The sequence below is a fragment of the Stenotrophomonas lacuserhaii genome (assembly GCF_014836545.1).
In the GTDB taxonomy this organism is placed as follows: Bacteria; Pseudomonadota; Gammaproteobacteria; order Xanthomonadales; family Xanthomonadaceae; genus Stenotrophomonas; species Stenotrophomonas lacuserhaii.
In genome coordinates, this window is sequence record NZ_JACSQS010000001.1 from 110,775 (window position 1) to 133,532 (window position 22,758).

At 64.9% G+C, this 22,758-nt stretch carries 40 protein-coding genes and 2 tRNA genes; 36 read left to right on the plus strand and 6 right to left on the minus strand.

What is annotated here, in order from left to right:
- Position 1 precedes the first annotated feature (1 nt).
- The 3 genes from H9654_RS17845 to H9654_RS00550 form a co-directional block, all read right to left on the minus strand.
- On the minus strand, positions 2 to 130 hold the full coding sequence (locus H9654_RS17845) for a hypothetical protein (RefSeq protein WP_263614923.1): 129 nt from the start codon (positions 128 to 130) through the stop codon (positions 2 to 4).
- Between the two features lie 145 nt (positions 131 to 275).
- On the minus strand, positions 276 to 965 hold the full coding sequence (locus H9654_RS00545; protein ID WP_191768163.1) for a PDZ domain-containing protein: 690 nt from the start codon (positions 963 to 965) through the stop codon (positions 276 to 278).
- A gap of 48 nt (positions 966 to 1,013) precedes the next feature.
- The gene (locus H9654_RS00550; RefSeq protein ID WP_191768165.1) at positions 1,014 to 1,676 is read right to left on the minus strand and encodes a LexA family transcriptional regulator; all 663 of its coding nucleotides are present in this window, start codon (positions 1,674 to 1,676) and stop codon (positions 1,014 to 1,016) included.
- A gap of 82 nt (positions 1,677 to 1,758) precedes the next feature.
- Here H9654_RS00550 and H9654_RS00555 point away from each other — a divergent pair, with 82 nt between their 5' ends.
- Entirely contained in the window at positions 1,759 to 2,013 is a 255-nt protein-coding gene (locus H9654_RS00555) for a helix-turn-helix domain-containing protein (RefSeq protein WP_191768167.1), read from the plus strand.
- Positions 2,014 to 2,017: 4 nt separating this feature from the next.
- Here the strand turns inward: H9654_RS00555 and H9654_RS00560 are convergent, their stop codons facing one another.
- Positions 2,018 to 2,212, minus strand: coding sequence for a hypothetical protein (locus tag H9654_RS00560; protein WP_191768169.1), 195 nt, complete (start codon positions 2,210 to 2,212; stop codon positions 2,018 to 2,020).
- Positions 2,213 to 2,266: 54 nt separating this feature from the next.
- Between H9654_RS00560 and H9654_RS00565 the strand changes: the two genes are divergently transcribed.
- The 9 genes from H9654_RS00565 (at position 2,267) to H9654_RS00605 (ending at position 5,770) form a co-directional block, all read left to right on the plus strand.
- Positions 2,267 to 2,746 (plus strand): phage regulatory CII family protein, encoded by a 480-nt coding sequence (locus H9654_RS00565; RefSeq protein WP_191768171.1) that lies wholly within the window; start codon positions 2,267 to 2,269, stop codon positions 2,744 to 2,746.
- A complete protein-coding gene (locus tag H9654_RS00570) occupies positions 2,743 to 2,925 on the plus strand; it encodes a hypothetical protein (RefSeq protein WP_191768173.1) in 183 nt (60 codons plus the stop codon). The genes H9654_RS00565 and H9654_RS00570 overlap by 4 nt, the downstream gene beginning before the upstream one ends.
- On the plus strand, positions 2,922 to 3,239 hold the full coding sequence (locus tag H9654_RS00575) for a winged helix-turn-helix domain-containing protein (protein WP_191768176.1): 318 nt from the start codon (positions 2,922 to 2,924) through the stop codon (positions 3,237 to 3,239). Before H9654_RS00570 ends, H9654_RS00575 begins: the two co-directional genes overlap by 4 nt.
- A gap of 104 nt (positions 3,240 to 3,343) precedes the next feature.
- On the plus strand, positions 3,344 to 3,556 hold the full coding sequence (locus H9654_RS00580) for a hypothetical protein (protein WP_191768178.1): 213 nt from the start codon (positions 3,344 to 3,346) through the stop codon (positions 3,554 to 3,556).
- A gap of 3 nt (positions 3,557 to 3,559) precedes the next feature.
- Positions 3,560 to 4,543 carry a hypothetical protein gene (locus H9654_RS00585; RefSeq protein WP_191768180.1) on the plus strand — a complete coding sequence of 328 codons (984 nt, stop codon included), beginning with the start codon at positions 3,560 to 3,562 and terminating at the stop codon, positions 4,541 to 4,543.
- Entirely contained in the window at positions 4,536 to 4,985 is a 450-nt protein-coding gene (locus H9654_RS00590; RefSeq protein WP_191768182.1) for a hypothetical protein, read from the plus strand. The genes H9654_RS00585 and H9654_RS00590 overlap by 8 nt, the downstream gene beginning before the upstream one ends.
- The gene (locus H9654_RS00595) at positions 4,975 to 5,166 is read left to right on the plus strand and encodes a hypothetical protein (protein ID WP_191768184.1); all 192 of its coding nucleotides are present in this window, start codon (positions 4,975 to 4,977) and stop codon (positions 5,164 to 5,166) included. The genes H9654_RS00590 and H9654_RS00595 overlap by 11 nt, the downstream gene beginning before the upstream one ends.
- Positions 5,163 to 5,369, plus strand: coding sequence for a hypothetical protein (locus tag H9654_RS00600; protein ID WP_191768186.1), 207 nt, complete (start codon positions 5,163 to 5,165; stop codon positions 5,367 to 5,369). The genes H9654_RS00595 and H9654_RS00600 overlap by 4 nt, the downstream gene beginning before the upstream one ends.
- Complete coding sequence (locus H9654_RS00605) at positions 5,366 to 5,770, plus strand: recombination protein NinB (RefSeq protein WP_191768188.1); 405 nt, start codon at positions 5,366 to 5,368, stop codon at positions 5,768 to 5,770. Before H9654_RS00600 ends, H9654_RS00605 begins: the two co-directional genes overlap by 4 nt.
- 17 nt (positions 5,771 to 5,787) lie before the next feature.
- Here H9654_RS00605 and H9654_RS00610 read toward each other — a convergent pair whose 3' ends face one another.
- Entirely contained in the window at positions 5,788 to 6,381 is a 594-nt protein-coding gene (locus H9654_RS00610; protein WP_191768190.1) for a DUF4145 domain-containing protein, read from the minus strand.
- A 154-nt stretch (positions 6,382 to 6,535) separates the two neighbouring features.
- On the opposite strand from H9654_RS00610, the gene H9654_RS00615 reads away from it, so the two are divergent.
- From H9654_RS00615 to H9654_RS00655, 9 genes are all read left to right on the plus strand, one after another.
- Complete coding sequence (locus H9654_RS00615; RefSeq protein ID WP_191768192.1) at positions 6,536 to 6,844, plus strand: hypothetical protein; 309 nt, start codon at positions 6,536 to 6,538, stop codon at positions 6,842 to 6,844.
- Positions 6,841 to 7,281, plus strand: a complete 441-nt coding sequence (locus H9654_RS00620; RefSeq protein WP_191768194.1) for a RusA family crossover junction endodeoxyribonuclease — start codon at positions 6,841 to 6,843, stop codon at positions 7,279 to 7,281. The genes H9654_RS00615 and H9654_RS00620 overlap by 4 nt, the downstream gene beginning before the upstream one ends.
- Positions 7,282 to 7,506: 225 nt before the next feature.
- A complete protein-coding gene (locus tag H9654_RS00625; RefSeq protein ID WP_191768196.1) occupies positions 7,507 to 8,220 on the plus strand; it encodes a hypothetical protein in 714 nt (237 codons plus the stop codon).
- A 117-nt stretch (positions 8,221 to 8,337) separates the two neighbouring features.
- Positions 8,338 to 8,412: transfer RNA gene (locus H9654_RS00630), tRNA-Gly, on the plus strand.
- Positions 8,413 to 8,477: 65 nt separating this feature from the next.
- A tRNA-Met gene (locus tag H9654_RS00635) sits at positions 8,478 to 8,552 on the plus strand.
- Positions 8,553 to 8,565: 13 nt separating this feature from the next.
- Positions 8,566 to 9,126, plus strand: a complete 561-nt coding sequence (locus tag H9654_RS00640) for a glycoside hydrolase family 19 protein (RefSeq protein WP_191768198.1) — start codon at positions 8,566 to 8,568, stop codon at positions 9,124 to 9,126.
- The gene (locus H9654_RS00645; protein WP_191768199.1) at positions 9,123 to 9,578 is read left to right on the plus strand and encodes a hypothetical protein; all 456 of its coding nucleotides are present in this window, start codon (positions 9,123 to 9,125) and stop codon (positions 9,576 to 9,578) included. The genes H9654_RS00640 and H9654_RS00645 overlap by 4 nt, the downstream gene beginning before the upstream one ends.
- Positions 9,575 to 10,057, plus strand: coding sequence for a hypothetical protein (locus H9654_RS00650; RefSeq protein WP_191768201.1), 483 nt, complete (start codon positions 9,575 to 9,577; stop codon positions 10,055 to 10,057). The genes H9654_RS00645 and H9654_RS00650 overlap by 4 nt, the downstream gene beginning before the upstream one ends.
- Before the next feature lies 1 nt (position 10,058).
- Positions 10,059 to 10,328, plus strand: a complete 270-nt coding sequence (locus tag H9654_RS00655) for a hypothetical protein (RefSeq protein ID WP_191768203.1) — start codon at positions 10,059 to 10,061, stop codon at positions 10,326 to 10,328.
- A gap of 4 nt (positions 10,329 to 10,332) precedes the next feature.
- Here the strand turns inward: H9654_RS00655 and H9654_RS00660 are convergent, their stop codons facing one another.
- Positions 10,333 to 10,500 carry a hypothetical protein gene (locus H9654_RS00660; protein ID WP_191768205.1) on the minus strand — a complete coding sequence of 56 codons (168 nt, stop codon included), beginning with the start codon at positions 10,498 to 10,500 and terminating at the stop codon, positions 10,333 to 10,335.
- A 36-nt stretch (positions 10,501 to 10,536) separates the two neighbouring features.
- On the opposite strand from H9654_RS00660, the gene H9654_RS00665 reads away from it, so the two are divergent.
- From H9654_RS00665 to H9654_RS00745, 17 genes are all read left to right on the plus strand, one after another.
- Entirely contained in the window at positions 10,537 to 11,157 is a 621-nt protein-coding gene (locus tag H9654_RS00665) for a putative metallopeptidase (RefSeq protein WP_191768207.1), read from the plus strand.
- Positions 11,158 to 11,187: 30 nt separating this feature from the next.
- A complete protein-coding gene (locus tag H9654_RS00670) occupies positions 11,188 to 11,661 on the plus strand; it encodes a DUF2280 domain-containing protein (RefSeq protein WP_191768208.1) in 474 nt (157 codons plus the stop codon).
- Between the two features lies 1 nt (position 11,662).
- Positions 11,663 to 13,072 (plus strand): phage terminase large subunit, encoded by a 1,410-nt coding sequence (gene terL / locus H9654_RS00675; RefSeq protein ID WP_191768210.1) that lies wholly within the window; start codon positions 11,663 to 11,665, stop codon positions 13,070 to 13,072.
- Complete coding sequence (locus tag H9654_RS00680) at positions 13,072 to 14,856, plus strand: anti-CBASS protein Acb1 family protein (RefSeq protein ID WP_191768212.1); 1,785 nt, start codon at positions 13,072 to 13,074, stop codon at positions 14,854 to 14,856. The genes terL and H9654_RS00680 overlap by 1 nt, the downstream gene beginning before the upstream one ends.
- 3 nt (positions 14,857 to 14,859) lie before the next feature.
- Positions 14,860 to 15,981 (plus strand): DUF2213 domain-containing protein, encoded by a 1,122-nt coding sequence (locus H9654_RS00685; protein ID WP_191768213.1) that lies wholly within the window; start codon positions 14,860 to 14,862, stop codon positions 15,979 to 15,981.
- A 3-nt stretch (positions 15,982 to 15,984) separates the two neighbouring features.
- Positions 15,985 to 16,452 carry a structural cement protein Gp24 gene (locus H9654_RS00690; RefSeq protein ID WP_191768215.1) on the plus strand — a complete coding sequence of 156 codons (468 nt, stop codon included), beginning with the start codon at positions 15,985 to 15,987 and terminating at the stop codon, positions 16,450 to 16,452.
- 13 nt (positions 16,453 to 16,465) lie between these two features.
- On the plus strand, positions 16,466 to 17,404 hold the full coding sequence (locus H9654_RS00695) for a DUF2184 domain-containing protein (RefSeq protein WP_191768217.1): 939 nt from the start codon (positions 16,466 to 16,468) through the stop codon (positions 17,402 to 17,404).
- 45 nt (positions 17,405 to 17,449) lie between these two features.
- On the plus strand, positions 17,450 to 18,064 hold the full coding sequence (locus H9654_RS00700; protein ID WP_191768219.1) for a hypothetical protein: 615 nt from the start codon (positions 17,450 to 17,452) through the stop codon (positions 18,062 to 18,064).
- Positions 18,065 to 18,066: 2 nt separating this feature from the next.
- On the plus strand, positions 18,067 to 18,579 hold the full coding sequence (locus tag H9654_RS00705) for a DnaT-like ssDNA-binding protein (protein WP_191768221.1): 513 nt from the start codon (positions 18,067 to 18,069) through the stop codon (positions 18,577 to 18,579).
- Positions 18,576 to 18,932 (plus strand): hypothetical protein, encoded by a 357-nt coding sequence (locus H9654_RS00710; protein WP_191768223.1) that lies wholly within the window; start codon positions 18,576 to 18,578, stop codon positions 18,930 to 18,932. The genes H9654_RS00705 and H9654_RS00710 overlap by 4 nt, the downstream gene beginning before the upstream one ends.
- Positions 18,932 to 20,023 (plus strand): phage minor head protein, encoded by a 1,092-nt coding sequence (locus H9654_RS00715; RefSeq protein ID WP_191768225.1) that lies wholly within the window; start codon positions 18,932 to 18,934, stop codon positions 20,021 to 20,023. The genes H9654_RS00710 and H9654_RS00715 overlap by 1 nt, the downstream gene beginning before the upstream one ends.
- Complete coding sequence (locus tag H9654_RS00720; protein WP_191768226.1) at positions 20,004 to 20,429, plus strand: hypothetical protein; 426 nt, start codon at positions 20,004 to 20,006, stop codon at positions 20,427 to 20,429. Before H9654_RS00715 ends, H9654_RS00720 begins: the two co-directional genes overlap by 20 nt.
- Positions 20,426 to 20,830, plus strand: coding sequence for a phage tail terminator-like protein (locus H9654_RS00725; RefSeq protein WP_191768228.1), 405 nt, complete (start codon positions 20,426 to 20,428; stop codon positions 20,828 to 20,830). Before H9654_RS00720 ends, H9654_RS00725 begins: the two co-directional genes overlap by 4 nt.
- 9 nt (positions 20,831 to 20,839) lie before the next feature.
- Positions 20,840 to 21,082 carry a hypothetical protein gene (locus H9654_RS00730; RefSeq protein ID WP_191768230.1) on the plus strand — a complete coding sequence of 81 codons (243 nt, stop codon included), beginning with the start codon at positions 20,840 to 20,842 and terminating at the stop codon, positions 21,080 to 21,082.
- Between the two features lie 380 nt (positions 21,083 to 21,462).
- Positions 21,463 to 21,921 carry a hypothetical protein gene (locus tag H9654_RS00735; protein WP_191768232.1) on the plus strand — a complete coding sequence of 153 codons (459 nt, stop codon included), beginning with the start codon at positions 21,463 to 21,465 and terminating at the stop codon, positions 21,919 to 21,921.
- A 101-nt stretch (positions 21,922 to 22,022) separates the two neighbouring features.
- A complete protein-coding gene (locus H9654_RS00740; RefSeq protein ID WP_191768233.1) occupies positions 22,023 to 22,415 on the plus strand; it encodes a hypothetical protein in 393 nt (130 codons plus the stop codon).
- A 28-nt stretch (positions 22,416 to 22,443) separates the two neighbouring features.
- Complete coding sequence (locus H9654_RS00745; RefSeq protein WP_191768235.1) at positions 22,444 to 22,758, plus strand: phage tail assembly chaperone; 315 nt, start codon at positions 22,444 to 22,446, stop codon at positions 22,756 to 22,758.

A 22,758-nucleotide genomic window follows, 5' to 3' on the forward strand; every position in this document is an offset into this window, starting at 1 on the left:
ATCAGCAGCCCTTCCCGAAGGTCCAGCCGCACATCAGCCCGCCGAACCGGACGCCGGCGGCGCAGGCAAAGATGGCCAGCGCGTAGACCACTGCGATCAGTTGCCAAAGGGGACGACGCTTGATTGCCATCTCGTTCTCCGAGCCCTGCGGATTGCCGGGCGACGGAGACAGTAAAGCAATGCTTTAGCGGGAAGTCAAGCGATGCTTAAGTGATTTTTAGCCAGACATGAAAAGGCCCCTGAGAAGGGGCCTGTGCGAGCTCGATTTGGGATTGTCAGCGGCTGAGTCTGTAGAACAGCAGGAACAGCCCTGCTACGACTGTAAGCACAAGGACCCAAGTGCCAAAGCCTTCGGACGGCTTGTCGATGGAGCCATGGCCTTCGACCACATCGTCAGTTCGCGCGATTGCACCAAGCGACACATCTTCATCGGACTGCAATTCGCGGAGTACTTCCGCCGAAACTGCTCGGTCACCGCGCCGGAGCGTGAGGCTGACGAAGGTGCCAGGATCGCCGCTCAACCGAATGGTATTCCCTCGCAGATCGTTGCCGACGAACTCGCCATCAATCTGCACGAGTCGATCGCCGGAAAGGATACCTGCGGCCGCCGCTGTAGAGCCCTCCCTTACAGAGTGAACCACCTTGGCATCGTGGCTGCTCAGCACAATTCCTGTGCGCGCTCTTCCAGCCAAGAGCACGTCGAGATCCTTTACTTCCTCTGCGGAGAGTCCCTTCTCAGGTGGCGGCACCGCGATGCCAGGCGCTCTGGGCCGTCCCGCGTATCGCATCAGAAACCCGATCAAGACCAACCCAAACCCGGTCATCAGCAGCATGTTTTGCTGATGCATGAGGCCGATGTTGTTGACTCTGGTCCCGGAGTCGGTGGGAACGCTGACGTCCATGGTGCACGACACAAGCAGGGCAATGATGCCGGCGATGACCGCAAGTGATCCAAGTGTTTTCATGTACGTCCCTGTTTCCCAGATGCTGATGCCGTGGCGCGTCGCGGTTGTTTAGTTGAACCTTTCAATCCGGTTGCGCAGGTACACCTTTCCACCAATGAGGGAAGTTCCCGGCAGAGGGAATGATGGGTAGAGCGTGGTGTTGGCGCTTACAACGTATATCGCGTCACCACGGTCCTGAAGACCCTTCACCTGGTGGCCGTTGCCCGTGTTGATCAGATAGATGCCGTCGCCGTCAAAGGCGGTGATGCCGGTGTCAACCATCAAGGTCTCCCCCGGCTGAATGATCGGGATCATCGAGTCGCCTCGTCCGGTCACAAGCACCAGCCTGCCGGGTGGCGGTACAAAGCCCACCACGGAGCGTATGTAGCTAGGGGTGAAGTCCATAGACTTGATCACCTCTGGATAGTCGTCGTTGATTGTCTCTCCCCCCATGCCTGCTTCCGCGTCCAGTTGCTGGACGCGAACATAGTCGGAGGGAGTCGCATCTGGCGAGACCACATCAAGGACGTCTCCCATCCCGAAGTGAGACAGGGGCTTTCCGGTCAGTGCCGCTAGCCTCGGCAGCTTGCGCTTGTCGACCTTCCCGGTGCGCAGCCACCCAGAGACAGCCTGCTCGGTGACACCGAAGGCATCAGCGATACCTTTCTGCGTCATCTTCGAATCGTCTATGGCCGCTCTGATCGCGGCCGCCATGGCGGAATTATCAAGCATCGCTTGATTGTCCAGATAGGCAATGCAGATTGTAAGAAAGCATCGCTTGACCACGAACTAAAGTAATGCTTAAGATGGGGCCATGAACGCCATCGCCACTGCCATCGAGAAATTGGGTTCCGGCCAAGCCGGTGTTGCTCGCCTGCTGGGCGTCACGCCGCAGGCAGTGAATCAATGGGTCAGCAATAACCGACCCGTTCCCGCGCGCCACGTGCTTACGATCGAGCGTGCCACGGGTGTAAGCCGTCATGCGTTGCGGCCAGACGTCTTCGGACCGGCTCCTAAGGGGCAGGGCGCAGCCAACGACAGCTCGCAGGCGATAGAGCGCGCGGCCTGACTGATCAGGCCGCTGCATCTTCGGGCTCCCACATCCACAGCACTTTGCCGCCGCCAGCGGGAACCGGCCCGAGGTCCGGAAGGGCAAGGGGAAAAGCCTTGGGCTTCCCATCAACCCTTCGCAGCACGAACGGCTTCCCGCACATGCGGACCAGCGACACCACCTGATTCACCGACCTCCCTGAGTTGTTCATGTCCATGGCGCTGATCATCCGCCGGCCCTGCAACCCATTCCACGTTCACGAAGCGAACCAATGAACATCATCGACGCTGCCCACAAGACCGTAAAAGACTCGCCCGGCGGCGCCGAGGCGCTGGCTACGCGACTGATCACGACCAACGACAAGGGTGAAGAGAAGCCCATGTCGGGCGCTGTTCTGCGCAACAAGGTCAACCCGAATAACACGACGCACCACGTCACGCTCAAGGAAGCGAGCGAGATCATGGACCTCACCGGTGACCACCGGATCCTAGTCGCGCTCGCGGCCGAGCATGGCTATGGCCTGCATCGCCTTGAAGCACCAGAGAACGCCGGTTGCCTCACCAGCACCATCCTGGCCACCTCCGCCAGCAAGGGCCAGTTTGCGAAGGTGCTGAACAGCTGCCTCAAGGATGGGCTGATCACTGACAACGAGTTCGCACAGCTCCAGTCGGCAGCCAGTGATGTGCAAGCCGCGATGATCATGTTGATGTCGCTCCTGCGCGAGGCCAAGGGCCAGCGGGGTGTTCTGTGAGCCGCCTCGAAAACGACATCCGCGCGCGCGAGCCCGACCGCCAGAAGATGCAGGCGAAGCTCGACGCATTCTTGGCCAAGGGTGGCCAGATCGAACGGCCGGGAACGCCATCACCCATCAAGCCCCTCTCGATGCGCGACTACGGCGATATCACGTGGGCACGGAGGAATGAGCAATGAGCCACCTTCCCGCACGCAACACCGATCCGGATACCAGCCACGAAGCCGCGCGCGACCTTGTGGATTCGGGTACGCAGGCACAGCAGCACGCCCAGGTGGCGTCAGCGTTGCGCCAGCATCCGGGCCTGACCAGCCGCGAGCTGGCTTTCTCTGCCGGCCTCGACCGGCACATGGTCGCCCGCAGATTGCCAGAGCTCGAGGCCGAGGGCCTGGCCGTCCATGGTGCGCCCCGCATCTGCAGCATGAGCCGTAAGCGCTGCCAGACCTGGCTGCCAGTGCTGGCAGGCGAGGACGGCATTCCTCTGGCAGCCTAGTAACTATCTGCCGTCCCCCTAATCGACGGGTAGCTCCCGTCGAGACAGTCCGAGCCTAGCGGGTTGGGGGAACGGCTTCATCTAGGCATCTAGGAGAAAGTTCAATGAGTGATAAGTTCGATTGGTCCAAAACTGACAGTGACACGGTCGTTGTGCCCAGCGTGCGCGGCGTCGCCGTGTACGAGAATGAGCGAGACGATGTCGTGATCCGTCAGGAGGCGGGGCCGCTGGATAGTCACGACGACTTCGTCATTATCCCGAGATCCTTTGTCCCGGCCCTCATCAAGGCGCTGCAGGCCGTGGTCGAGGAGAACTGAGCCGTGGCCGGCGACTGGATCAAGTTTGATGTAACCACGCCCGACAAGCCCGAAGTCGTGAGGATGGCTGCCGTGCTGGGGATCGATCAGGATGCGGTCGTCGGCAAGCTCTTGCGCGTATGGGTGTGGGCCGATCAGAACTCCATCACCAGTAACGGTGGATGTAACGGCGTTACCGTTACATCGGCGTTTCTTGATCGGCTCACTTTCTGCCCTGGCTTCACTGGGGCCATGCGTAACGTTGGGTGGCTGACGGGCGAGGATGGGAACCTGTCCTTGCCTAACTTTGAGCGCCACAACGGGAAAACCGCGAAGGAACGGGCGGTTACAAATCGACGTGTCGCCAAGAGCCGTGCTGGTAAGGGCACGAGTAACGCGCCAAGCGTTACGGATGTAACGGTGCCACCGTTGCAAACACCGCTACCAGAGAAGAGAGAGAGAAGAGAAGAAGCTTCTACTCCAGACACATCACAGCAAGCACCAGAGATCTCTGAGGGCGCGACCTTGGCTGGGCAGGCGTGCTTGATGATGCGCCGAGCCGGATGCCACACGACGAACCCGAGCCATCCGGATCTGCTGGCCGCTCTGGGCGAGGGCGTAACGCCGCAGGCCTTGGGCGACACGGTCACCGAGGGCTTGAGCCGCGCACCACCGGTGGCGAAGCCCTTCGCCTGGGCGATCACAACCGCCCGGGCTCGCCACGCCGAAGGCCCCAAGCAACCCCCGCAGAACACCGGAACCCAGCATGGAACACGTCGCCTCGCTCCTGCCGACCAAGTTGAGCAGTTCATCCGCGCCCGAGAGCAGGGCGGAAACGTCATCGACGCCACGCCTGCAATCGCAGCACGTCATGGATCAGTTGTGGAAGCACATGGCTCAGATCTACGGCCACAAGTGGACGAGTGGGTACACGGCGGATCCGGCGGGGGCCGCGGCGAAGACGTGGTCGAAGGGTCTTTCCGGGTTGTCGGGAAGGCAAATGGCTGACGGCCTGGCTGCGTGTATCGCCACTGCGGATCCGTGGCCGCCGACGCTGCCGCAGTTCCGGATGATGTGCCTCGGCATCCCACCGTTCGACGCGGTCCGTGCCGATGCTGGCCAGCAGGATGGCTTCACGCGGCTGGTGTGGCAGTACCTGGACGGACACCGCTACCGGCTGGCCAGCGCCGACAAGGCCGACAAGCTGCTGCAGGCCGCCTACAACCGGGCGAAAGAGTTCGTGATGCGCGGCGGTGAACTGCCGCCGGTGCCGGTGGCTGAGATCGAGCACGAGGTGCGGCATCCGGTTCCGGCAACCCGCGACCAGGTTGCCCGCCACATGGACGACATCGCGGAGCTGCTGGGCGTCGCGGATCCGGCGCCGCAGGTGCAGGGCGACCAGCAGGCTGGGCCGGCGAGCGAGCCCGAAGAGGTGCGCCATGCAGCCTGAGGTCAGCAGCGACCTGCTGCGGCGCGCGCGCCAGGCCGGGCGCTTCATGCGCGAGGCGCACAAGCCGCGCAGCTCGGTGCCGCTTTTCGCGATGGGCATCGAGGGACACCTGCAGCGCAAGGAATGGGAGGCCGGCTGGGATCAGCGGGATTACGAGATGAAACTGGGAGTGGCGGCATGAGCCTGGAAAAGATCGACACCAGCACGACGGCTGGGAAGGTGAGGGTGATGCAGGCCTATCTGGATGGCGCCACGATCAAATACCGTGGTCATGGGCGTCCGAGATCACTTCTGCGCGGGACCTTCACCCGTGACGATCCCGGGCAGCCGCTGTGGTCCTGGTCGGACATCGACTATTCAGTCGTTCAGGAAGTGGCGGAATGAGCGCGCTCAAACCAGAGGACTGGCAGGACCGCGGCGAGGGGATGATGACGACCAAGCAGCAGCGCATGCTCAACGCCATCTGCGGTGATCTTGCCGCCGGCCTGTCCTGGCACGGCCAGCGCCTCACGAAGGACGACTGGCGGCACATGGTAGCCGGCACGATGCTGGGCTGGCGCCTGATGCCGGCGATTGACAGGGGGCAAGGCGCCCCTGGTCACATCATGCTGGGCGGATCCAGCATGAAGCTGACTAAGTCGCTCGCCTGCGACGCCATCACCGTGCTGGTGCACATCGGCGACCACCCGGAGGAGCAGGGCATACGCGCGCGGCCGGTGCGCTGGTCTGACACGGTGCTGCTTGGGCTGGGCCACAACCCGAGTGACTTCGCGGAGGCCGCGTGACTGTTTCTTTTCAAACGTCACTTGGCGCCTTCAGACGCCATTTTCTTCAACGCGACTTGCGCAGGAAGCGTGAACGTGTAGATAAGGAAGAGCTCGGTAAAACTTTCCAGCTGCGCGATTTCTTCGTCCGTCAATTCTGTCGCGCCATGGGCGCCCTTATTTCCGTCCAGTCGAATCGCGTGAGCCCAGTCCTTAAGGTCTTCGGTAAGTCGTCCTGCATCAAAGAGGGCGTTGATCCGGGAAGCGAGCGACAGCTTTTGCAAGTTTTCATCAAGTTCGCACGTCGCAACGTCGAGCGCCTTTCTGAACATTGCCGCCGCCGCGTCGTTTTGCTTTCGTCTCGCATTGTCGATCCCTTGAAGGTACGTCCTCTCGACAGTTTTCGATGTGAAGTGAGGCGCCGTATGTTGTTCTCTCTCGGGGTACGAATTGACTACTGCAAGATTGTAATAACCAACGACTTCCTCAAGGGTGCCGTTGTCCTTAAACAATGGGGCGCTGTCGTTATTGCCCTCGTAGATTCGAACGCAAGTAATGTCCCGGCATCCGTTACAGGCAAATATTCCCGTGACCAAATGTGGGCTGCTCCTCGATGCGGCAACGAAGGTCATGCCGATTTTGTTTGCGAGACAGTGAGGACAGTCTGCGACGTGAGTGATAGGCATGTTTTTGCTGACCATCATGGTCGTGAGTCAATGGAAAATAAGTTATCTCATTATCTGAGGAGAGAGGAAAGTGCCTGCGTGCACCAAAGGGGCGGCTGGGATGCACGCTAATTACCGTGATCGCGCGTTGCTCGATGCGGTGTACCACGTCGAGTGCACCCTGCAGATCGAGCGCTGCTGCGAGGGCGGCTTCGGCGAGCCTGCGCACAGCAACCAGAGCCGGCACGGCAAGGGCGGCGCGCTCAAGGCGCACGACTGCTTCGTGGCGGCGGGCTGCAGGGCATGCCACCGCGAGCTGGACCAAGGGCGGCGCTTCACCCGCGAGGAGAAGGCCGAGATCTGGCAGCGCGGCCATGAGCGCACGATGCTGGCCCTGTGGCAGATGGGCGCGATCCAGGTGGCTGCATGAGCATCCGGATTGTGGTCTACGGGTCGCCGGCGCCGCAGGGGAGCAAGTCGTTCAAGGGGCTGGCCAAGAGCGGCCGGGCGATTCTGGCCGAGTCATCGAAAAAGGTCAGGCCGTGGAGGCAGGACGTCAAAGCTGCGGCGGAGCAGGTGCGAGCGCAGTTGGGCCTCGCGCTGCTGGATGAGCCCCTTTGCGTCCGGATGACCTTCACCCTGCCCAAGCCGACCAGCGCCCCGAAGCGCCGCGTAACCTTGCCGAGCAAGCTGCCCGATCTGTCGAAGCTGGTGCGTTCCACCGAGGACGCCATCACCGACGCGGGCGTCTGGCGCGATGACGCCAGGGTGGTGGAGTGCACAGCCTCGAAGCGCTACCCGGGCGAGGGCGTGGACGCGCTCGATGCGCCGGGCTGCGTCATCGAGATCGAGCGGCTGCTGCCATGACCACACCGCGCTACAGCGAGGAGATCGGAGGACCTCGGCACTCAGTTCGCGTGGGCCTGCTGATCGCCTGCCGGGTTGCTGACAAGTACCGGCGCCGCCTCCCCACCGTCCAGGAGCTAATGGACGACTTCGGCATGCACCGAGCCACCGCATATCGCTGGCGCGCCACCCTTGCGGAAGCGCGCGGCATTCCTACCACCAGCAGTACCCCAGGAGAGAACACCCATGGCTGACCGCCGCGAGATGCTGGCCCGCCTGAACCCACAGACCGTGCGCTTTGACGTGGGGCAGGGCGGAGGCGCGCCCAGCCTGACGACGTCCGATATCGCCGCCGCGCTCGGCATGGTCCCGGCCGGCTTGGGCCGCGAGGTGATGGAAGCGGTGTACCTGCCCGATGGAGCCCTGCGGCACCGGCCGAAGCTAACTGAGGCGGTGCTGGCCATCGTCCGGCCAGAGTTTACCCGCCGCGCGCGAGCGCTGGCCGATGCGGAGGCCGACCTGGAGTTCGTGCAGGCCATCGTGTTGCTGGGACGGCGCGGGATGTCGGACGCGCAGCGTCGCGCTCTGCAACAGCGCAAGGTTGCCGTCGACCAGGCGCGCGCCGCCGCTTGGCCGCGCAACACCTACCAGCACCTGAGCCGAATGGTCGACGCCGTGGTGCAGGAGCTGGCCAGCGGCAACCGGTGCGAGGCGTGCCGCGGCGCTGGCATCGTCGAAGACAAGGGCTGCGCGGCCTGCAAGTGCACCGGCATGGAGCCTCTGCCCGACCGTCGTCGGGCTCTCGCAATGGGGTGCGATCCCTCGGCGTACCCGAAGCGCTGGAGGCCGGTGTTCGAATGGTTGCTGTCGGAGCTGCATCAGGCGGGCGAAGTGGCAGCGCGCAACTTTTCCCGCGCACTGAGCAACTCCGATTACGTACCCGAGGCACGCGCTGCATAGGCTCTGAAAATGTGGTGTTGCTGGGTCCATGCTTTGACCTGCAGAATCCACATCATCGCGAGACTTGGCCGCCGGCCAAACTCATCAGCCCCGCCATCGAGCGGGGCTTTTTCTTGTGCGGGCCTGGCCGAGTGGCTCAGGCATCAGCCTTCCAAGCTGACCACATGGGTTCGATTCCCATGGCCCGCTCCAGCTACGCCCGCATCCCCACACCGGATCAACCCTCGTGCCCAGCCGGCAGCGGGGCGGGCACCCATTGCAGCGTGGAGAAGCGGCATCTCGCCGGGCTCATAACCCGGAGGTCGCCCGTTCGAATCGGGCCGCTGCTACCAGTACAGGGGCACCATGGTGAGCATCGAAACAGTCGCCGCCGGGATGGGGTTCTCGCCGGCATTGGCGCTGGCCCTCGAACAGGCCTGCCATCGCTTCGGCATAAACACCGAGCTTCGCGTCTGCCACTTCCTGGCGCAGGTAGCGCACGAGAGCGGCACGGGTCGCTGGCTCAAGGAACTGTGGGGGCCGACGCCCGCGCAGAGCCGGTACGAAGGCCGCAGGGATTTGGGTAACACGCAGCCTGGGGATGGCTTCCGCTTCCGGGGCCGAGGCGGCATCCAGCTCACCGGCCGCGACAACTACGAGAAGTACAGCCAGGCGATCTACGGTGATGACCGCGCCGTCCGTGATCCGGACATGCTCGCCTCGTTGCCCGACGCTGCACTGGCGGCCGGCTACTTCTGGAGCCGCGACAGGATCAACGCCGTCGCTGACCGGGACGACGTTCTGGCGGTGAGCCGCGCTGTGAACCTCGGCTCCCCCACGAGCAAGGCCATGCCGAACGGCCTGGACGACCGCAAGCAGAAGCTGAAGCTGGCTAAGGCCGGATACGCAAGGTTGGTAGGCCGATGACTGAACCCGTGAGCACTCTCAAGACCGTCGTCGGCACCTTCACCGCGGCGGTGGTGGGCCCGGCGACGGCTGACGCCCTGCGGCAGGCCGAACGGGTCATCCTCGGCGTACCTCAGTCGGTGCTGCTGGTAGCCATCGCCGGTGCCCTCATCGGCGTGCTGCTGCTGCCGGAGAAGGACGCAGAGCGGGTCTCTGCCGATGCAGCCCGACCGCGCGGGCGCCGATGGATCCAGAGCGGCACCCGCCTGCTGGCCTTGGCCGTCGCGGTGATCGCTTACGCAATCCTCGCTGCCTGGGTCATCGCTGTCGCGGGCTTTTGGTTCCCCTCACTCGCCGGCGCGCCCCAGCTGCCGCTGGCAGGCATCTCCGGAGTCGTCATCCGCCGCCTGCTGCCGAGCTACCTCAAGCTGGTAGAGCGGGCGACTGGCGCAAATGGAGGCACGTCCCCATGAACAGCGTTCTGCAACTGCTCTCCGCCCTCTGGGGCCTCATTGTCGGTTGGCTTACCGGCACCGTCCGGTGGCTGAGGAAGCCCGGCAGCCTCGTCAAGGTCTTCTGCGCGGTGCTGGCGTTCGGTTGTCTCGTGTCCGGCTTGACCGCCTACGAGCGGGAGCAACGGATCCAAGAGCTCAGCGCGCAGGTGGTCAAGGTCAAGGCCGACTGGCGTGCCGACGCCGACCGCCTGCAGGCCGACGTAGACGCAAGGGATGCCAGGCTTGCCGAGGTGGCCAGCACCCTGCGGGCGGAAGCCGAGAAGCTTGAGCGCCTCAGGGCGGAGAGCGCGCAGGCGCTGAACGAGCTGGCTGGAAAGATCGAGGCATCTGAGAAGGACGCCTCCACCTGGCGCGAGCGGTACGAGGAGCGCCCCGACACATGCCAGGCAGCCCTTGAGCTGCTGGACTCTGCCTGCCCAGCCCTCAAGGGGTACTGAGATGCGGATCGTGATCATCGCCCTGTTGGGCAGCCTCGCCGCCTGCGCCTCCGAAGCGCACAAGCCGAACCCGCCGGCGCCTGTGGTAGTCAGTGTGCCGGTTGCCACGTATGTGCCGATCGCTCCGGAGCTGACCAAGCGGTGCAGCTGGCTGCGGGACGGCAGCCCATCAGCGGTGTTCTCAGTGAGCAACGGTCGCAAGCGCTGCCTGCTCCAGTACGAGGCCCAACTGGACGGGGTGGAGCAGGTTCAAGGCAAGCCTGTCCCCTGATCTCCTATCCGGCGTGGAAGAAATCCCAGCCTTCGTCCGTTACCTCCGGCTCCTCGTCATTCATGATCACGTATCCCAAGCGAACGGCCCAGTCCAGTTTCGCTTGATCGACGGCGTGACCGTTGGCGACATCCATGATGATTGCCTGCTGCTCGGCGGGTCCCCACTGCATCGTTGTGCTCCTTGTGATGTCCGGAGATGGTAGCCCATGGGCAGACCCCAGCCGCCAAGTGTGCTGCACGACATCGACCTGGAAGACATGGCCATGCGGTTTCGGCCTGCTCCCGACGTCTGGCAGTGGATCGAGGCAGAGGTGCTGTCCGAGGATGGCAGCCTCCACAACCCCGATCACCTCCACCTGCAGGGCGCCGACGTGGGCATCCTCTGGGCGGGCAGCTGCTTCACCAAGCAGGGTAGAACGGTGGTGGGGCAGGCTGAGCTGGTCGCCTTCCGGGCAGGTGGGTGGCAGAAGGCCCGCATGGAGCGCCAGATGGTGGACTGGTTCGGCCGTGTGCCCGAGGTGGTGATCACCCTGGCCGCTGACTACTGCTCCCAGTGCAGCGACACCGAGTTCTGCGCGCTGGTGGAGCACGAGCTGTACCACGTGGCCCAAGAGACCGATCAGTACGGAGCCCCGAAGTTCAGGCGGGACGGAAAAGCTGCGCTCATCATGCGCGCCCACGACGTTGAAGAGTTCGTGGGAGTGGTCCGACGATATGGGGCAGGGGCAGAGGTCCAGCGCCTCATTGACGCAGCCAAGGGGCCGCCTGAGGTGGCCAGACTCGATATTGCCCGGTCCTGTGGGACGTGCCTGCTCAGGGCCGCCTGACCTGACTGGGCCTGACAAGGTTCCCAGCCAATGCCCGCCCTCAGTCCCGACATCAAGACGTTCATCGTCCAGCAGCTGGCGTGCTTTGACACCCCCACGCAGGTCGTGGACGCCGTCAAGAGCGAGTACGGGCAGGCGGTGTCCCGCCAGGTGGTGGAAGGCCACGACCCCACGAAGAAGGCTGGCCAGAAGCTGGCGAAGCGCTGGGTGGACCTGTTCAACGAGACCCGGGAGCGCTTCAAGACCGAGACGGCGGACATCCCCATCGCCAACAAGGCCTACCGGCTGCGTGCGCTGCACCGCATGGCTGTGCGAGCCGAGAGCATCAAGAACATGGCACTGGCCGCTCAGCTCATGGAGCAGGCGGCCAAGGAAACAGGCGGGGCCTACACCAACAAGCAGCAGCTGGAGCACAGCGGCCCGAACGGAGCACCCATCCAGAGCGCGGACATGACGCCGGGCCGGTTCCGTGACGTGGCGCGGGGGCTTATGGAGGACGTGTGACGTGACAGAGCTGACCGCCGAACAGAAGGTGGTCGCTGCGGAACTGGCGCGCGAGGACTTCTACTTCTTCAGCCGCTACACCTTCCTACGGAAGAAGAACTTCCCATGGATGAAGGCAAAGCACCACGCCCAGCTGTGTGCCGCGCTCAACCGCGTCTACCGCGGCGAGTGCAAGCGCCTGGTGATCAACCTGCCGCCCCGGTACTCCAAGACCGAGCTGGCGGTGGTGAACTGGATTGCGTGGTGCCTGGGCAAGGTGCCGGATTCCGAGTTCATCCACATCAGCTACGCCGCGCCACTGGCGCTGAACAACAGCTCCAATGCCCGCGAGCTGGTACAGCACGAGGTCTACCGGGAGATATTCCCCGAGCTGGAGCTGCGCAAGGACAGCAGCGCGAAGGGCGACTGGCGGACCACGAAGGGCGGGGTGGTGTATGCCACCGGCGCCGGCGGCACCGTCACTGGCTTCGGCGCAGGCAAGGCCCGCCCAGGCTTCGGTGGCGCCATCATCATCGATGACCCGCACAAGCCGGACGAGGCGGGCAGCGACAAGGTCCGTGGCGGGGTCCTTGATTGGTTCAACAACACCCTGCAGTCACGCGTGAACAGCGCCGACACCCCGATCATCGTCATCATGCAGCGGCTGCACGAGGGTGACCTCGCCGGGTGGCTGCTTGGCAGGAAGCCCGGGCAGCCTCCAGCGCCAGGCGGTAACGGTGAGGTCTGGGAGCACGTCTGCTTCGAGGCCCTCTCCGAAGAGGGCGAAGCGCTCTGGCCGGAAAAGCACAGCGTCAAAGACCTTCTGCGCATGCAGGAGGCCATGCCTTACGTCTTCGCAGGGCAGTACCAGCAGCGGCCCTCGCCACTCGCCGGCGGCATCATCAAGGCCGGCAGGATCGAGATCGTGGATGCCCTGCCAACCGGCCTGCGCATGCTGCGCGGGTGGGATCTGGCGGCCACCAAGGACGCCGGCGACTGGACTGTCGGGGCAAAGCTGGCGCGTGACAGGGACGGGATCATCTACATCGTGCACGTTGCCCGCGAGCGGGGCGGGCCGGACGAGGTCGAGAAGCTGGTGGTGAACACGGCCAAGGCCGACCGCTGCAAGCAGTCGCTGCCGCAGGATCCGGGTCAGGCAGGCAAGGCGCAAGCCGCGTACCTGGGCAAGAAGCTGGTCGGGGTGCCTTTCGCGTTCACCACCGAAACGGGCGACAAGGTTACTCGTGCTTCGCCGTTGGCTGCGCAGATCAACGTCGGCAACGTCCGCATGCTCCGCGCCGAATGGAACGAGAAGCTGCTGGACGAGTTCCGCATGTTCCCCAACGGCAACAACGACGACCAGGTGGACGGATGCGCACGCGCATTCAACGCCATGGGCGGTAGCAACTACAACTTGGGGAACGCGCTCTGATGGGCAAGCTCGCACAAATCAAAGACGGGCTGGTCAACCTGGTCGCCAACCTGGGCACGCAGCGTGACAAGTCCGCTGCCACTGCGTATGGCCTCCCGGTGCTCAATGAGCAGGACGCCAACAACGCTTACCGCGGCACCTGGCTGGCTCGCAAGGTGATCGATATCCCAGCTATGGACAGCTGCCGGAAGTGGCGGGGATGGAGCGCCGACCAGAAGCAGATCAGCGCGATCGAAGCGGAGGAAAAGCGCCTCGGGGTGCAGCAGAAGACCCTCGACGCGATGATCCGGGCGCGACTGGTGGGCGGGGCGGCGCTGTATATCGGCACCGGCAACTCCGATCCGATGCAGCCGCTGAGGCCAGAGACAATCGGCAAGGGCGGCATTCGCCACATCAACGTGCTGTCCAAACGTGTGCTGCAGGGCGGCGAGCTTGATCGCGACCCCGAGTCGCCCGGCTACGGCCGCCCGGCCTTCTACAACCTGAACAGCGGCACCGCTGGCCAGCTTCGCATCCATCCCTCGCGCTTGGTGATCTTCCACGGTGCGCCCAAGCCAGACCCCGAGCTGGACGCGGGTGACGGCTGGGGCGATTCGGTGCTGATGGCGATCAGTCGCGCCCTCAAGGACGCTGATGCCACCACCGCGAACATCGCGTCCATGGTGTTCGAGGCCAAGGTCGACGTCATCAAGATCCCGGACTTCATGGAGAAGCTCGCAGATCCGGAGTTCGAGCAGCAGATGCTGCAGCGCCTGCAGCTGGCCATGATGGCGAAGGGCATCAACGGCACCCTGATCATGGATGCCGCCGAAGAGTACGAGCAGAAGCAGCTCCAGTTCGGCGGCCTGACGGACGTGCTGATGTCCTTCATGCAGATGGCGTCGGGCGCAGCCGATATCCCGATGACCCGCCTGATGAGCCAGTCACCTGGGGGCCTCAACGCCACCGGCGAGAGCGACCTGCGCAACTACTACGACCGGATCAGCTCGGGCCAAGAGCTGGTGCTGAGCCCCGCTCTGCAGGTCTTGGATGAATGCCTGATCCGCTCCGCGCTCGGCACCCGTCCGGAAGAGGTGTTCTACAACTGGCGCAGCCTGTGGCAGACCACCGACAAGGAGCGGGCCGACATCGGCAAGACCACCGCCGAGAGCATCAAGATCGTTGCGGAGACGAAGCTGATCCCCGACGATGTGATGACCACGGTGGCAGTGAACATGCTCACCGAGGCGGGCGTGGCGCCCGGTCTGGAATCGGAAATGGCCGAGTACGCGCTGTCGGCGCCCGAAGGCGACGATCCGGACGACGACGAAGAGAGGGGGGCAGCAGCCACGCCGGTTGTCGATGCGGCACCGCGCTCGCTGTATGTCCGCCGCGACGTTCAGAACGTCAGCGAGATCGCAGCCTGGGCGAAGGGGCAGGGCATCACAGACCTCCGCGACGACCTGCACGTCACCATCGTCCACTCCAGCCAGGCATTCGACTGGATCAAGGCGGGTAACGCCAATGACTGGTGCTCGGACGGCAGGGATGAGCTCGTCATCCCCGAAGGTGGTCCGCGCGCAGTCGAGCCGCTGGGTGGCATGTCGGCGGTGATCCTGTTCGCTTCCTCCCAGCTGGTCTGGCGCCACGAAAGCATCATCCGCGCGGGTGGGTCTCACGACTTCGAGGACTACACGCCGCACATCAGCCTGACGAAGGCTCCCATTGACCTCTCCAAGGTCGAGCCGTACCGGGGCCGCATTGTGCTCGGGCCGGAGATCTTCGAAGAGCTTCGCGAGGACTGAACCATGTTCCTTACTGACCGCGTCTCGGTGTCGGCTCCACGCCGCACCGCAGACGGCTACCTCGTGGCCGACGTCAAGGTGGCCCGCACTGGCGTGCAGGACTACCTCGGCAGCGAGCTGGGAAAGCCCGACATGCCCATCGTCAGGCTGTATCGGCCGCCGGAAGAGGTCTTCTCGCAGGATGCGATGACCAGTTACGCGTATCGGCCCGCAACGGTCGATCACCCGGCGCACATGGTCGATGCGAACACCTGGAAGGCAGTGTCGGCTGGCCAGACCGGCGGCGAGGTGGTCCGTGACGGCGAGTTCGTCCGGGTGCCGCTGGTGCTGATGGATGGCGCGGCCATCAAGGCCTACGAATCGGGCAAGCGCGAGCTGTCCATGGGCTACACCGCCGAGATCGTCTTCCGCGATGGCGTCACGCCCGAGGGCCAGCCCTACGACGCGGTGCAGACGAACCTCCGCATGAACCACCTCGCTCTGGTCGACAAGGCCCGTGGCGGCGCACAGCTTCGCATCGGGGACGGGGGCGCCCCTGGTGCTCCGGATCCCGGCCCCCATCACCACCAGAAGGAACCAACCATGAGCGACAAGACCATCCTGGTCGATGGGCTGTCCGTCGTGACCAACGACGCCGGCGCACAGGCCATCGGCAAGCTGCAGGCGCAGCTGAAGGACGCGCAGACCGCGCAGGCGTCCGCTGACCACACCCACCAGACGGCCATCGCGGTCAAGGATTCCGAGATCGCCAAGCGCGATGCCGAGATCGATTCCCTGAAGGCCCAGGTGCTGAGCGACGCGGCGCTGGATCAGCGTGTGCAGCAGCGCGGCGACCTGATTGGCAAGGCCAAGGCCATCCACGACGCCGACTACAGCGGCAAGACCGATGCCGAAGTCCGCAAGGCTGCCGTGGTCGCCAAGCTGGGCGATGCCGCCATCGCAGGCAAGCCGGATGCCTACATCGAGGCGCGCTTCGACATCCTGGCCGACAGCGCCAAGCCGCGCGACCCGGTGGCGCAGGCGATGCGCGACGGCGCCGTCCAGCGCACCCCGGTCAATGACAACGGCTGGGCAGCTTCGGTTGCCGGGCTCGATTACCGCACCGCCGGCCACAAGGAGGCCTAAGCCATGGCACTGCAGAACACCTACCTCGACACCCAGCCGGCCGCCATTGCCGGCGCGCCGGCGACTATGCTGCCGGCGACCGAAATCTCACGCACCATCGAAGGCGCGGCCGTCGCCTTCGGCAAGGCGGTGGAGCAGGGCGCCACGGACAAGAGCGCGAAGCCCTTCGCCGGCGGGAACTTCGTCGGCATCGCGCTGCTGGATCGCTCTGCGTCCGGGCTCAGCGTTACCGCAGGCCAGGTGACGGGCCGCGCGATCGATGCTTTCGGCGTCGGTGAATCGGCGCGCATCCGTACGAAGGGCGACGTGTGGGTCGTAGCTGCGGTGGCTGTCGATGCCGGCGACGGCGTCTACCTCACCGACGCCGGGGCGTTCACCAACGCCGAGGCTGACAACACCGCCATTTCCGGCGCCCGCTGGGACACCAGCACCACCGCCGCCGGCCAGCTGGCCGTCGTCCGTCTCGGCTAAGGAGCCAAAACCAATGAATGGACAATCCCTGCACCTGTTCGATGCGCAGGCCGCCCTCGGCTTCGTCATCGCCCAGGCATCGATCATCGAACCGGGCGTCTACCGTACCCGCTACCCGTCGGTGCAGTACCGAGACCTGATTCCGGTCGACACCTCCGGCAGCGAGTTCGCCACCTCGGTGACCTACTTCTCGTCCGACCAGTACGGCAAGGCCGGCTGGATCAACGGCAACGCGGACGACATCCCGAAGGCCGGCACCAACCGTGCGCAGCACCAGACTGGCGTGCACACCGCTGGTATCGGCTACGGCTACGGCTGGGAAGAGATCGGCCGGGCGCAGCTTCTGGGCATCAACTTGCAAAGTGACGACGCCAACGCGGCGCGCCGGGCATCTGAAGAGATGGTCGACCGCGTTGCACTGCAGGGCGACGCCGACAAGGGCTTCACCGGGCTGTACAACGCGGCGGGCGTGATTCCGGTTGCCGCGCAGACCGGCAATTGGACGGTCGAAACCGACACGAACCTGATCGTGGGCGTGCTCAACCAGGCGCTGCTGAACGTCTTCAACGGCACCAACACAGCGTCCATCGCCGACATGCTCCTGCTGCCGTGGTCCCGCTTCAATCTGCTCGCCACTCGCAAGATGAGCGAGAACAGCGACATGACCGTGATGCAGTGGTATCTGGCCAACAACCTGTACACCGTGCAGACCGGCCAGCAGCTCACTGTGCGCGGCGTGCGTGGCTTGGACACCGCAGGTGTCGGCGGCACCACTCGCTTGGTCGCTTACCGCAAGGATCCGGAGGTGCTGAAGCTGCACATGCCGATGCCGCACCGCTTCCTGCCGGCCTGGCAGAGCGGCCCGCTGCGCTGGGACATCCCGGGCGTGATGCGCCTGGGTGGCCTGGACGTGCGCCTGCCGAAGGAAGTCGTCTACCTGGACGGCATCTGATCCAAACGGCCCCGGCAGATAGCCGGGGCCTCACCGGAGCGAAGCATGAAGATCACCAACAATCACAGGGGCCCGCTCGGGCTGCCTGACGGCACTGTGCTGGCGCCGGGCGTTGAAGAGACGGTCGCCAACTGGGAGCAGCTGAAGAAAAACACCGTGGTGCAGGGTTGGATCAGGGCGAAGATCCTGACCCTCGGCGGGGATGCCAGTGCTTCCGCGCCGCAGGCACCTAGTCTGCTGGGTTCCAACGTGCTGCCCGTACGCATCGATCTGGTTGACGACGTCTCCGTGTCGCTGGGCGACGTAGTCCGATGTGCACATACCGCTTCCGGCCTGTCCATCGAAGGCTGGAACGAGCTGGACGACACGCTGCGCGAGGCCAAGCTGGCCGACGCGATTGAGCAGCTGCGCTCGGAAGCCTTGGCCAGTGCCGAGGTCGAGGCGAGGACGCGTGCCGATGCAGCCCTTGCTGCGGCGGGTGCTGCGAGCACGGGCGGTGCTATTGGTCCGGATGGCGGCGCCGCGCCGGATCCGGTCACCGACAAGGCGGTGCTGGTCGCGCGTGCCAAAGAACTGGGCGTCGCCGGCGTCGGCTCGCACTGGGGCATCGGCAAGCTGCAGGAAGCCATCGCCGAGGCGCAGAAGAAGAGCGAGGGCTGACCATGTACGGCACGCTGGAAGGGGCGGACACCTACCATCAGGCGCGCGGCAACGCCGCTTGGGGCGCGGGTGATGACGGCGCGCGCACCGCAGCGCTGAACCGCGCCACGGACTACATCGACGGTCGTTACCGGGTCCTGCTGCCTTCCGGCCGCTGGGCATCGATGTTCCCCGGCGTGCGTACTGCGGGACGGGGCCAGCCCAACGAGTGGCCCCGCACCGGTGCGATCGACAACGAAGGCGCCCGCATCCCGGCGGATGAGGTGCCTGTCGAGATCCTGCAGGCTACCTATGAGGCTGCGCTGCGCGAACTGGCGAAGCCGGGCAGTCTTTCGCCCGACTTCGTCGCCAGCTCGCTGGCCATCCGCAAGAAAGTGGGGCCCATCGAGGTCGCCTACAGCGACAAGGCCGCTGATGGTGGCGTTCCGACGCGACCGGTGATCACGGTCGTTGACGAGATCCTCGCGGCCCTTCTGCGCGCGCCAAGGTCGATGCCGGCCGTGAGGGTCGTATGAGCGACTTCTACGACGAAATGCGGGACGTGGCGGCCGAGATGATTGCCGAGTTCGGCTACCTGACGCAGTTGCAGCGCAACGGCGTGCCCACCGGGCCTCCGCACAACCCCCAGCCTGGCCAGCCCACCAGTCACGACTGCACGGTGGTGGAGCTGGAATACAGCCTCACCGACCGCGACGGCACGCTGGTGCTGAAGGGCGACAAGTTGGGCCTGATCTCCACGGCAATCGACATCGAGCCGGTCAAGGACGACCGGATCCTGCTGGGCGGTGTGCCCTACAACTTCATTGACCTGCAGCCGCTCTCTCCCGGTGGGCAGGTCCTTCTCTACGAGTTCCACGCCCGTCGCTGATGGCCAGCCTATCCTCCCGCGAGATCGAAAGGCTTGCCATCCGGCTGGAGCCGGCCATCCGCCGTGCCTTCGTGCAGGCTCTGATCGAGGTGCAACGGCAGGCGCCGCTGGATCTGGTGGCGGACCTGCTGCGTGCTGGCCAGGTCGATACGGTGCTCGAAGCGCTGGGTCTGGACGCGGCGCGCTTCTCGCCGCTCTCAGAGGCGATCCGGCAGGCCTTCGTCGCTGGTGCTGATGCAGGGCTCGGCGAGATGCCGCCGCTTCGTCTGTCGCTGGACCCGATCATCACCGGGCGGTATCGCCCCCGGTCCCCATCGCCGGCGCTCCGGCCATCGTTCGACCTGCGCAACCCAGCCGCCGAGGGCTGGCTACGAGACAACTCGTCGCAGCTGATCACCGGCATCATCGAGGACCAGCGGACGCTGGTGCGGGGCGCGCTGCAGCAGGGCATGGCCGTGGGGCGCAATCCCCGCCAGACCGCTCTGGACCTGGTGGGAAGGGTCGGCGAGAGTGGGCGCCGGGCTGGCGGTCTCGTGGGCCTCACGGCTCAGCAGGGCCAGTTCGTAGCCAACGTGCGCGCGCAGCTGGCCAGCGGCGACCCCAATCAGATGGCGGCCTACTTCGGACGCAAGCGTCGTGACAAGCGCCTGGACGGCATCGTCAAGCGCGCCATCGCGGCCGGCAAGCCCGTGTCGCAGGCCGACATCGAGAAGATCGCGGGGCGCTACGCGGACCGGCTGCTGGCCCTGCGCGGCGAGATGATCGCGCGTACGGAGTCGATCACAGCGATGAACGCTGGCCGGGAGGAGTCGTACCGGCAGCAGATTGAGGCTGGGAAGCTGGCCCCTGAGAACGTCACCTGCACCTGGTCGGCTACCGGTGACCGCCAAACAAGGCACAGCCACGCGGCGATGAACGGCCAGCGGCGCCGGTTCGGCGAGCCATTCGTGACGCCGAGCGGCGCCCAGATGAATTACCCCGGCGACAGCTCGCTCGGTGCAGGTGCGGAAGAGACGATCGGCTGCCGCTGCATGAAGCAATACCGGATCGACATGACGGCGGAGGTGCTGCGTGGCCAACAAGTTCGGTGACCAGGTGAAGGCCTTCGCAGAGAAGGCCAAGCAGCGCCAGTTGGCGATCTTCCGTGAGTCGGCGCAGGCGGTGATGGAGGATGCGAGCACGCCGGAGGGCGAGGGCGGCAAGATGCCCGTGGCCACCGGCTTCCTTCGCAACTCGGCAGTAGCATCAACCGCAGGCCCTCCCGACGGCTCTGGCGGCGATCCTTCGCTGGTGTTCGCCGGCGTCGAGCTGGGGCAGTCGGTGTGGGCGGGTTGGACAGCCGCCTATGCCCTGCGCATGGAGCACGGCTTCTATGGTGAGGACAGTCTCGGCAGGGTCTATGCGCAGGCCGGCAAGGGGTTCATGCGCTCAGCCGCGCAGAACTGGGCGTTCACCGTCGACAGGGTGGCAAAGGACGTGAAGGAACGGATCAAATGAGCGACACCGCCATCTATGACGCCTTCGCAGGGCTTGTCGGAGAGTTCGCTGCCGCTATTGGTCTCCCGTGCTCCTATCCCGGCCTCGGCCTCACGCCGCCGGCCACCGGCGCGTGGTTGGAGCTGCAGTGGTTCCCCAACCAGACCCAGAACTACGGGATAGGCGACGACGGCCCCTCTCTGCTGCAGGGGTTCGGGCAGTTGTCGGCCTGTTACCGGCCGGGCGGCGGCATCGTCGTGGGCACCACGATCACTGACCAGATCATCGCCGCCTTCGCCAAGGGCACCGCCTTCGCCGGGGTGCGGGTGTATCGGAAGCCGTGGACCAGCTCGATCATCCAGGATCCCGAGCGGATCATGCATCCGGTGACCATCCCCTGGCAGGGCTTCGTGTCGGGTTAGAATCCGGGCATGAGCCACAAGCCTCCCGCCCTCCACCTGGTCCGCAGTGACGCCCCGCCCACTGAGGGCGAGCTGGCGCAGTTGCGCGAGGCGGTCGATCGCATGCGGCGGAACCGCCACTTGCTGGATGCTTTCAACCGGGAGCAGGCTGCCTTCGTGCGGTCGGAGTTCCTCGCCTACGTAGAAGCCGGCTTCACCAGGCCGCAGGCGATGCAATTGGTGGCCGCAAAGCTCTCGCAATCTGGTAAATAGGTTATTCCAGTCAACCCGAGGCGGCAGCAATGAGCGTTCGACTCACTCCCAACGGAACCTACGTGTTCGGCACACCCCGGCTTGCTCCTGACGGAACCTATGTTTCTGGCCCCAACATCCGCCTGGCTCCCAATGGAAAATACGTCGGAGGAACGCCTCGCTTGGCACCCAACGGAGCGTATGTGGCAGGGCGACCGACCCTCGCGCCCGACGGTTCGTATGTGGGTGGCAAGCCCATCCTCTGTCCGGATGGACGATACATAGGCGACGGTTCGGAATAGACAAATACCATCGGGGCCCGCGAAAAGCGGGCCTCTTCTGTTTCACCAACACCCCGCCCCGTGGCGGGTTTTTTATGCCCATCGCGAGGAGACTCGGCCATGCCCGAAGCACAAACCAATAGCGGTTCCAAGCTTTCCATCTGCGTCATTCCCCAGAACAAGGACCTCACCGAAGCCGAGTTCGCGGCCCTGACCTATGTCCAGGTCAAGAAGGTCGGCAATGTCGGCGAGCGCGGCATCACGACCAACATCGTCACCTACGACACCTGGGACACCGCGGTCGCCCTGAAGGGCAAGGGCATCTCGAATGCCGGCGACCCGGAAGTGGAAATGGCACGCGACTTGGCCGACCCGGGCCAGATCGCCATGCGCGCCGCTGGCCAGCCCGACGTGCAGGACGCCTATGCGTTCAAGGTCGAGCGTCCGAGCGGCGAGGTCGAGTACCTGCGCGGCCTGGTGACTGGCCCCCGCACGCCCGGCGGCCGCAACGAGGACTTCGTGTTGCACGTGTACTCGCTGGCCCTGAACCAGGTGCCGGTGGAAGTGCCGGCGCCGTAACCGAACACCTCGGGGATAGGGCGGCCGCCTGACAAGCCGGATCTGATCCGGCCGGCTTCCCCGAGGTTCTCTCTCCGGATCGATTTCACAGGGATCACGTCATGACCGAATTGACCACCATCGTTGCCGCCGAACGCCGCATCGACATCAAGCACCCGGCCACCGACGAACCGGTCGGCCTGGTCATCACCATCCTGCCGGATAGCCACCCGCAGGTCCGGGCAGCCTCCCGCAAGGCGACGAACGAGCGCATGCTCGGTCGCGGCAAGGTCACGGCTGAGAAGCTGGAGGCCGGACGCCTCGACCTGCTCGTGGCATCTGTAGGCGGCTGGGACTGGCAGGGCGAGCTGACCTTCCACGGTGAGAAGCCGGAGTTCAGCGAGAAGGGGCTGCGCAGCCTCTTCAAGGAGCTGCCGTGGGTAAGCGACCAGGTCGATATCGCCCTTGGCGACCGTGCGGAGTTCTTTCGCCACGCTGACGAGCCGACTGGCTGAAGCTGCCTACACCGTCGTCCGTTATGACATGGCGGACGAGCAGGGGGAAACCCGACGGCAGCGCAACGAGCGCTTTGAGATCGCCACCCCGGACATGGACCTTCCCGATGAGGGCCTCCACGTCTGGGAGTGGTTCTGGGACCTGTCTGCCCGACGGCGGGCAGGTCCTGAGGCGCTGAGCTACAGCGACGTCGGGGACTGGCAGCGTCTGCTGCAGCTGGACCTGCTCCCGCAAGAGGTCGCGATGCTCATGGCAATGGATGACAAGTACCTCGCCGCCGTGCGGGAGGACCAAGCGGCAGCCCGGGAACGGGCGCTTGATGCGCAGAACGGGAGCAGGTGA

Bases quoted from the DNA above. Each gene is read 5' to 3' on its own strand.
- H9654_RS00710 (WP_191768223.1), top strand. From the start codon at position 18,576: ATGAGCGACTTCTACGACGAAATGCGGGACGTGGCGGCCGAGATGATT.
- H9654_RS00705 (WP_191768221.1), top strand. From the start codon at position 18,067: ATGTACGGCACGCTGGAAGGGGCGGACACCTACCATCAGGCGCGCGGC.
- H9654_RS00600 (WP_191768186.1), top strand. From the start codon at position 5,163: ATGAGCCTGGAAAAGATCGACACCAGCACGACGGCTGGGAAGGTGAGG.
- H9654_RS17845 (WP_263614923.1), bottom strand. From the start codon at position 130: ATGGCAATCAAGCGTCGTCCCCTTTGGCAACTGATCGCAGTGGTCTAC.
- H9654_RS00695 (WP_191768217.1), top strand. From the start codon at position 16,466: ATGAATGGACAATCCCTGCACCTGTTCGATGCGCAGGCCGCCCTCGGC.
- H9654_RS00690 (WP_191768215.1), top strand. From the start codon at position 15,985: ATGGCACTGCAGAACACCTACCTCGACACCCAGCCGGCCGCCATTGCC.
- H9654_RS00700 (WP_191768219.1), top strand. From the start codon at position 17,450: ATGAAGATCACCAACAATCACAGGGGCCCGCTCGGGCTGCCTGACGGC.
- H9654_RS00645 (WP_191768199.1), top strand. From the start codon at position 9,123: ATGACTGAACCCGTGAGCACTCTCAAGACCGTCGTCGGCACCTTCACC.
- H9654_RS00735 (WP_191768232.1), top strand. From the start codon at position 21,463: ATGCCCGAAGCACAAACCAATAGCGGTTCCAAGCTTTCCATCTGCGTC.
- H9654_RS00715 (WP_191768225.1), top strand. From the start codon at position 18,932: ATGGCCAGCCTATCCTCCCGCGAGATCGAAAGGCTTGCCATCCGGCTG.
- H9654_RS00620 (WP_191768194.1), top strand. From the start codon at position 6,841: ATGAGCATCCGGATTGTGGTCTACGGGTCGCCGGCGCCGCAGGGGAGC.
- H9654_RS00725 (WP_191768228.1), top strand. From the start codon at position 20,426: ATGAGCGACACCGCCATCTATGACGCCTTCGCAGGGCTTGTCGGAGAG.
- H9654_RS00655 (WP_191768203.1), top strand. From the start codon at position 10,059: ATGCGGATCGTGATCATCGCCCTGTTGGGCAGCCTCGCCGCCTGCGCC.
- H9654_RS00605 (WP_191768188.1), top strand. From the start codon at position 5,366: ATGAGCGCGCTCAAACCAGAGGACTGGCAGGACCGCGGCGAGGGGATG.
- H9654_RS00545 (WP_191768163.1), bottom strand. From the start codon at position 965: ATGAAAACACTTGGATCACTTGCGGTCATCGCCGGCATCATTGCCCTG.
- H9654_RS00660 (WP_191768205.1), bottom strand. From the start codon at position 10,500: ATGCAGTGGGGACCCGCCGAGCAGCAGGCAATCATCATGGATGTCGCC.
- H9654_RS00550 (WP_191768165.1), bottom strand. From the start codon at position 1,676: ATGCTTGATAATTCCGCCATGGCGGCCGCGATCAGAGCGGCCATAGAC.
- H9654_RS00665 (WP_191768207.1), top strand. From the start codon at position 10,537: ATGGGCAGACCCCAGCCGCCAAGTGTGCTGCACGACATCGACCTGGAA.
- H9654_RS00610 (WP_191768190.1), bottom strand. From the start codon at position 6,381: ATGACCTTCGTTGCCGCATCGAGGAGCAGCCCACATTTGGTCACGGGA.
- H9654_RS00580 (WP_191768178.1), top strand. From the start codon at position 3,344: ATGAGTGATAAGTTCGATTGGTCCAAAACTGACAGTGACACGGTCGTT.
- H9654_RS00685 (WP_191768213.1), top strand. From the start codon at position 14,860: ATGTTCCTTACTGACCGCGTCTCGGTGTCGGCTCCACGCCGCACCGCA.
- H9654_RS00555 (WP_191768167.1), top strand. From the start codon at position 1,759: ATGAACGCCATCGCCACTGCCATCGAGAAATTGGGTTCCGGCCAAGCC.
- H9654_RS00575 (WP_191768176.1), top strand. From the start codon at position 2,922: ATGAGCCACCTTCCCGCACGCAACACCGATCCGGATACCAGCCACGAA.
- H9654_RS00745 (WP_191768235.1), top strand. From the start codon at position 22,444: ATGGCGGACGAGCAGGGGGAAACCCGACGGCAGCGCAACGAGCGCTTT.
- H9654_RS00625 (WP_191768196.1), top strand. From the start codon at position 7,507: ATGGCTGACCGCCGCGAGATGCTGGCCCGCCTGAACCCACAGACCGTG.
- H9654_RS00640 (WP_191768198.1), top strand. From the start codon at position 8,566: ATGGTGAGCATCGAAACAGTCGCCGCCGGGATGGGGTTCTCGCCGGCA.
- H9654_RS00670 (WP_191768208.1), top strand. From the start codon at position 11,188: ATGCCCGCCCTCAGTCCCGACATCAAGACGTTCATCGTCCAGCAGCTG.
- H9654_RS00680 (WP_191768212.1), top strand. From the start codon at position 13,072: ATGGGCAAGCTCGCACAAATCAAAGACGGGCTGGTCAACCTGGTCGCC.
- H9654_RS00650 (WP_191768201.1), top strand. From the start codon at position 9,575: ATGAACAGCGTTCTGCAACTGCTCTCCGCCCTCTGGGGCCTCATTGTC.
- H9654_RS00590 (WP_191768182.1), top strand. From the start codon at position 4,536: ATGGCTGACGGCCTGGCTGCGTGTATCGCCACTGCGGATCCGTGGCCG.
- H9654_RS00740 (WP_191768233.1), top strand. From the start codon at position 22,023: ATGACCGAATTGACCACCATCGTTGCCGCCGAACGCCGCATCGACATC.
- H9654_RS00595 (WP_191768184.1), top strand. From the start codon at position 4,975: ATGCAGCCTGAGGTCAGCAGCGACCTGCTGCGGCGCGCGCGCCAGGCC.
- H9654_RS00565 (WP_191768171.1), top strand. From the start codon at position 2,267: ATGAACATCATCGACGCTGCCCACAAGACCGTAAAAGACTCGCCCGGC.
- H9654_RS00615 (WP_191768192.1), top strand. From the start codon at position 6,536: ATGCACGCTAATTACCGTGATCGCGCGTTGCTCGATGCGGTGTACCAC.
- H9654_RS00560 (WP_191768169.1), bottom strand. From the start codon at position 2,212: ATGGACATGAACAACTCAGGGAGGTCGGTGAATCAGGTGGTGTCGCTG.
- H9654_RS00730 (WP_191768230.1), top strand. From the start codon at position 20,840: ATGAGCCACAAGCCTCCCGCCCTCCACCTGGTCCGCAGTGACGCCCCG.